Raw genomic sequence first — 5,242 nt, 5'->3', positions numbered from 1 at the left:
TGAGGGCATGAGCGAGAACGTCGTGCGGGTGGAGAACCTGCGCAAGACCTACCGCGGGGGCCTCGAGGCGCTGCGCGGGGTGAGCTTCGACATCCGCCGGGGCGAGACGTTCGCGCTGCTCGGGCCCAACGGCGCCGGGAAGAGCACCGTGATCGAGATCCTCGAGGGCTACCGTGATCGCACGAGCGGCGAGGTCAGCGTGCTCGGCGTCGACCCGCACCGCGGCGGCCTGGAGTGGAAGGCGCGCCTCGGCATCGTGCTGCAGAACACCGGCGAGGCGCCCACCGCGACCGTGCGGGAGCTGCTCGCGCACTTCGCCTCCTTCTATCCGCGGCCCCGCGACGTCGACGAGGTTATCGCCGCCGTCGGTCTGAGCGACAAGGCAAAGGTGAGCGTCCGCAAGCTCTCGGGCGGGCAGCGGCGGCGCGTCGACGTCGCCCTCGGCATCGTCGGCCGCCCCGAGCTGCTGTTCCTCGATGAGCCGACCACGGGTTTCGACCCCGAGGTGCGCCGTCAGTTCTGGGATCTCATCCGCAGCCTCCAGGCCGAGGGCACGACGATCCTGCTCACCACGCACTACCTCGACGAGGCCGCCGAGCTGGCGGAGCGCGCCGCGATCCTCGTCGCCGGGGCCGTGGCATCCGTGGGTCTCATCGACGAGCTCGGGGGTGCCGATGCGCGCGTACCCCTCGTGCGCTGGCGCGAGGGCGGAGTAATGCGTGAAGAGCGCACCGACGACCCGGGGGCGTTCGTCGCGGCGCTCTTCGCGCGCGGCGGGGAGCCCGAGCGGCTCGAGGTCGTGCGCCCGAGCCTCGAAGACGTGTACCTGTCATTCCTCGGTGCCGACCAGCGTCGCACGGCCGCTGGAGGTGTGGCGTGAGCCGCGTGCTGCGGCTGGGGGCCGCGCGCATCGCGTTCGAGGTGCGGTCGTACTTCCGTCAGGGCGACTCGGTGTTCTTCACGTTCCTGTTCCCGGTGATGATCCTGCTGATCTTCTCGGTGGCGTTCAGCGGTTCGACGTTCGGCCCGCCCGGGTCGGAGATTTCCGCGCCGGAGTTCTACCTTCCGGCCATGCTCGCCGCGGGTGTCCTGCTCTCGGGGCTGCAGAACATGTCGATCGACATCGCGATGGAGCGCAGCGACGGCACGCTCAAGCGCCTCGGCGGCACACCCCTCAGCCCCGTGTCGTACTTCATCGGCAAGCTCGGACAGGTGCTGGTCACCGGCTTCCTGCAGTCGGTCCTGCTGATCGCGGTCGCCGCGGTGTTCTTCGGCGTGCCGCTGCCGACCGAGCCCGAACGCTGGCTGACCTTCGCGTGGGTGTTCGTGCTGGGGGTGACCACGTGCGCGATCCTCGGTATCGGTTTGTCGGCGCTGCCGCGCACCGGGCGCAGCGCCACGGGCGTCGTCATCCCGATCGTGCTCCTGCTGCAGTTCATCTCGGGCGTCTACATCAACTTCGCCGCCCTGCCCGAGTGGCTACAGAACGTCGCCAGCGTCTTCCCGCTGAAGTGGCTCGCGCAGGGCTTCCGTTCGGTGTTCCTGCCCGAGGGTTTCGCCGCCGCCGAACCTTCGGGCTCGTGGGACCACCCGCTGATCCTGCTCGTGACGCTGCTGTGGCTCGTGGTCGGTCTCGCCGTGGTGCGCGCGACGTTCCGCTGGGTCCGGAAGGACGCGTGATGGCTCGCGCGACCACGCGGGATGCCGGGACCTCCGTCGTGCGGGGATGGTCGCTCGCCTACGGAGTGGCGGGTGCGGTGGGCGTGATGATCGTCGTCGTCGCGGCCCTGTGGGGGACCGTTCCGTGGTCGTCGGCGGTCATCGCGCTCGGGGCCGTTACCGCGCACGCCGCGATCGTGCTGGCGGCGCTGCCGCGCGTGCTCGACGGCGACGGGTCGCCGGCTGTGGCCACCGTCGTGGCGGTGTCGGCCGTCGTCCTGCTGCCGACGGCTGTGATGGCGGTTCCCTGGGTCGCGATGCTGCAGTTCGCCTCGTATCCGTTGCTGTGGGTGATCTCCTCGTCCCGGCGGACCGCCATCGCGTGGACCGCGGCGTCGACCGTGCTCGTGCTCGTCGCCCTGGCCTGGGGCGGCGATGCCGACACGTGGATGCGCGCCGCCCTCATCCAGGCGATGGCGTTCGCGGGCAACGTGGGCCTCGGGCTGTGGTTCACCGCCGTGTATCAGCACGGTGTCGAGACCCAGGCCTTGCTCGACAAGCTGACCGCCGCGCAAGACGAGGTCGCTGTGCTGCACCGCGACGCCGGCGTCGTCGCCGAGCGGGAACGCCTCGCCGCCGAGCTGCACGACACGATCGCCCAGACGCTTGCGGGCACCGTGCTGCTCGCCCAGCGCGGACGGCGCGACCTGGCGGCGGGCGTGCTCATGGACTCGACGCTCGCTCTGGTCGAGGAGGCCGCGCGCGAGGCGCTCGCCGAGACTCGTGCCCTCGTCGCGGCGGGTGCCCCGGTGTCGCGCGGCCAGGGGCTGGCTGAGGCGCTGAAGGTCCTCGTGTCGCGGATCGCGCGGGAGTCGGACCGTGACATCGCGGTGCGGGCGGATGCCGTCGGCCCCCTCGACCGCGAGAGCGAGGTCGCTCTGCTCCGCTGCGCACAGGAGGGGCTGTCCAACGCCCGCCGTCATTCCGGGGCTCAGCGCATCGAGGTCGCACTCGTCGAGGCCGATGAGGCCGTCGAGTTGCGCGTCGCCGACGACGGCGCGGGGTTCGACCCGGCTGCCCGGGTGGACGGGTTCGGTCTCGAGGGGCTTCGGGCGCGACTCGCGTCGCTCGGAGGCGAGCTCCACGTCGACGGCACCCCGGGTGCCGTCGTGCTGACCGCCCGCGTGCCGCGTGAGACGGTGGGTTCATGATCCGCGTCGTGATCGTGGACGATCATTCCATCGTGCGGGCCGGGCTCGCCGGCATCCTGGAGACCGCCGACGACATCGTGGTCGTGGGGGTCGCTTCCGACGGGGTCGAGGCGGTGGCGGTCGTCGAGAGCGAGCGCCCCGATGTCGTGCTGATGGACATGAGGATGCCGCGGCGCGACGGCGACGAGGCCACGGCGCTGCTGCGTGAGAGCGTGCCGTCGGCACGGGTGATCGTGCTGACGACCTACGAGAGCGACGACGTCATCGTGCGGGCGATCGCGGCCGGGGCCGCGGGGTATCTGCTGAAGGCCGCGCCCGAGGCGGAGCTGCTCGCCGGGGTCCGCGCGGTGGCCGCGGGCGAGGTCGCGCTGGCTCCGAGCGTCGCCCGAGTCTTGGTCGCTCGCGCGGGTCGCCCGGCCGAGAAGCCCGTGCTCACCGCGCGTGAGGTCGAGGTGCTGGGCCATGTCGCCCAGGGGTTGAGCAATCGCGAGATCGGGCGGCGACTGCACCTGGGCGAGGCCACCGTGAAGACGCACCTGTTGAAGGCTTTCGCGAAGCTCGACGTCGCCGACCGCACCCGTGCCGTGACGCGCGCGATGGAGCTCGGCATCCTGTGACGCACGGCTCCGCGAGCGGCGAAGAGGTGTTTCCTCGGGATTAAGTTTTCATCTCGCACTGAAACTTCTGAACGTTTCTTATTGATCATCGGTGAGCGCGGGTGTTCGCTGGGCGCAGTTCCACCTGCATCCCACCTTGGGCGCGGAACGCCGCCCTTTCCCGAGAGGCTCCTGATGAAGAGAAGAATCGCGCTCGCCGTGCTGGTCGCCGGCGCGCTCGCGCTCGCCGGCTGCTCCGGCGGCGACGGTGGTGACACCGGCTCCACCGACACATCCATCCGCGTGGCCGTCACCGACCCGCAGCAGCTCATCCCCGGCCGGCAGTCCGTCGCCTACGACTTCAACATGGCCGTCTGGTCGCCGCTGGCCTTCCTGCAGTCCGACGGCACCCTCCAGGACGTCCAGGCCGCGTCCATCGAGTCGGACGACGCCCAGACCTGGACGATCACGCTCCGCGACGGATGGACGTTCCACGACGGGACCCCCGTCACGGCCAAGAGCTACGTCGACTCCTGGAACGCCGTCGCGTACGGGCCCAACGCCTTCGAGAACTCGGGGCAGTTGGCATCCATCGTCGGATACAGCGATCTGAACCCCGCCGACGGTGCGCCCACGACCACCACGATGTCGGGCCTGACGGTCGTCGACGACCTCACCTTCACGGTGAAGCTCGTCAGCCCCGACGGCCAGTTCCCGCTGCAGGTCACGCAGGCGCAGACCGCGTTCTTCCCGATGCCCGAGTCGGCTCTTTCGGACTTCGACGCCTACAACAAGCACCCGGTGGGCAACGGCCCGTTCCAGATGACGGGTGACTACGTCGAGAACGAGCCGATCACGGTGTCGGCCTACGACGGGTTCAAGGGCGAGGCGCCGACCGTCGACCAGATCACCTTCGTGCCGTACACCGACTCGGAGACCGCCTACACCGACGTGCTGGCCGGCAACCTCGATGTCGCGGGCGTGCCCGCGAGCCGTCTCCTCCAGGCCGGAAGCGACTTCGGCGACCGGCTCTATTCGTTCGAAGCGCCCGGCATCTCGTTCCTCGGCCTTCCCCTGTGGAACGCCCAGTACCAGGACGTGCGCGTGCGTCAGGCCCTGTCGATGGCGATCGACCGCCAGACGATCATCGATCGCATCTACGGCGGCACCTACACCCCCGCCACGGCGTGGACGCCCGCGATCGAGCCCGGGACCCCGACGGGCATCTGCGGGAAGTACTGCGAGTACGACCCCGACGCGGCCAAGGCTCTGCTCGCCGAGGCCGGCGGGTTCAGCGGACCGCTCGAGATCACGTACCCCGGCGGTGGGGGACTCGATCCGCTCTACGAGGCGATCGCCAACCAGCTGCGCCAGAACCTGGGCATCGACGCGACCGCGACGCCGACCGCGGACTGGGCCGAGTTCCTGCAGAAGCGGACGGATGCCAACCTCAGCGGGCCGTTCTTCTCGCGCTGGGGTGCGCTGTACCCGAGCCAGCAGGCGACACTGCGGGTGTTCTTCATCGAGGGCGGCGGCTGCGCCAACTGCATCCCCTTCTACAGCCCTGAGGTCGCCAGCGCCATGCAGACCGCCGACGCCGACCTGACGGGCGACGGCACGGCGTACGCCGATGTGCAGAGCATCATCCAGAAGGAGTTCCCGGCGGTGCCGCTGTTCAACGAGACGTACTCGTACGTCACCTCCGAGCGCGTCGCCGATCTCGTGAGCTCCCCGGTGGGCAACCCGACCTACCGAGCGATCCAACTGCGCTGACCC

The 5,242-nt window shown here is 70.2% G+C and carries 5 protein-coding genes; all 5 read left to right on the top strand.

From position 1 onward, the window contains the following. Window positions 1-7: 7 nt before the first annotated feature. The 5 genes from P2P98_RS14740 to P2P98_RS14720 all read left to right on the top strand — a co-directional run bounded on the left by P2P98_RS14740 (window position 8) and on the right by P2P98_RS14720 (window position 5,239). Window positions 8-880 (top strand): ABC transporter ATP-binding protein, encoded by an 873-nt coding sequence (locus P2P98_RS14740; RefSeq protein ID WP_275800863.1) that lies wholly within the window; start codon window positions 8-10, stop codon window positions 878-880. Then, entirely contained in the window at window positions 877-1,680 is an 804-nt protein-coding gene (locus P2P98_RS14735; protein ID WP_275800862.1) for an ABC transporter permease, read from the top strand. Before P2P98_RS14740 ends, P2P98_RS14735 begins: the two co-directional genes overlap by 4 nt. After that, complete coding sequence (locus P2P98_RS14730; protein WP_275800861.1) at window positions 1,680-2,870, top strand: histidine kinase; 1,191 nt, start codon at window positions 1,680-1,682, stop codon at window positions 2,868-2,870. Before P2P98_RS14735 ends, P2P98_RS14730 begins: the two co-directional genes overlap by 1 nt. Next, entirely contained in the window at window positions 2,867-3,487 is a 621-nt protein-coding gene (locus tag P2P98_RS14725) for a response regulator transcription factor (protein ID WP_275800860.1), read from the top strand. Before P2P98_RS14730 ends, P2P98_RS14725 begins: the two co-directional genes overlap by 4 nt. A gap of 174 nt (window positions 3,488-3,661) precedes the next feature. Further along, on the top strand, window positions 3,662-5,239 hold the full coding sequence (locus P2P98_RS14720; RefSeq protein ID WP_275800859.1) for an ABC transporter substrate-binding protein: 1,578 nt from the start codon (window positions 3,662-3,664) through the stop codon (window positions 5,237-5,239). The last annotated feature ends 3 nt before the right edge of the window (window positions 5,240-5,242 follow it).

Origin of the sequence: Microbacterium sp. Kw_RZR3 (assembly GCF_029222405.1) — a bacterium.
Lineage (GTDB): Bacteria > Actinomycetota > Actinomycetes > Actinomycetales > Microbacteriaceae > Microbacterium.
This window is presented reverse-complemented; position numbering and strand designations above follow the sequence as displayed.

What these genes read in the sequence shown, in the direction of transcription:
- P2P98_RS14740 (WP_275800863.1), top strand. Translation starts at nt 8, where the DNA reads ATGAGCGAGAACGTCGTGCGGGTGGAGAACCTGCGCAAGACCTACCGC.
- P2P98_RS14720 (WP_275800859.1), top strand. Translation starts at nt 3,662, where the DNA reads ATGAAGAGAAGAATCGCGCTCGCCGTGCTGGTCGCCGGCGCGCTCGCG.
- P2P98_RS14725 (WP_275800860.1), top strand. Translation starts at nt 2,867, where the DNA reads ATGATCCGCGTCGTGATCGTGGACGATCATTCCATCGTGCGGGCCGGG.
- P2P98_RS14730 (WP_275800861.1), top strand. Translation starts at nt 1,680, where the DNA reads ATGGCTCGCGCGACCACGCGGGATGCCGGGACCTCCGTCGTGCGGGGA.